The 212-nt window shown below is 61.8% G+C and carries 1 protein-coding gene; it reads right to left on the bottom strand.

Translation table 11 applies throughout. The annotated features are described in order from the left end of the window. Window positions 1-212 (bottom strand): cadherin-like domain-containing protein (locus ABAC402_RS40555; RefSeq protein ID WP_040410165.1); only part of this gene is annotated, 212 nt, incomplete at both ends.

Below are 212 nucleotides of genomic sequence, written 5' to 3'. Positions count from 1 at the left end.
ACAGGGTCGCGGCCAGTATGAGCTGAGTCGTATCTTCGGTACCGTCGGCGACCGTGCCGGTGGGCGTGCCGGTGGTGGCGTCGTCGACCGGGATGACTGTCAGTGTGACAGTGGTCTCTTCCGTCGTGGTGGCGCCGTCGCTGACCGTAAAGGTAAAGCTGTCGCCACCATGATAGTTGGCGTTCGGTGTGTAGGTAAATGTCCCGTCGGCA

Origin of the sequence: Asticcacaulis sp. AC402 (assembly GCF_000495835.1) — a bacterium.
GTDB lineage: Bacteria > Pseudomonadota > Alphaproteobacteria > Caulobacterales > Caulobacteraceae > Asticcacaulis.
Note: the sequence above shows the minus strand (reverse complement) of the source record. Positions and strands in the feature narration are given on the sequence as shown.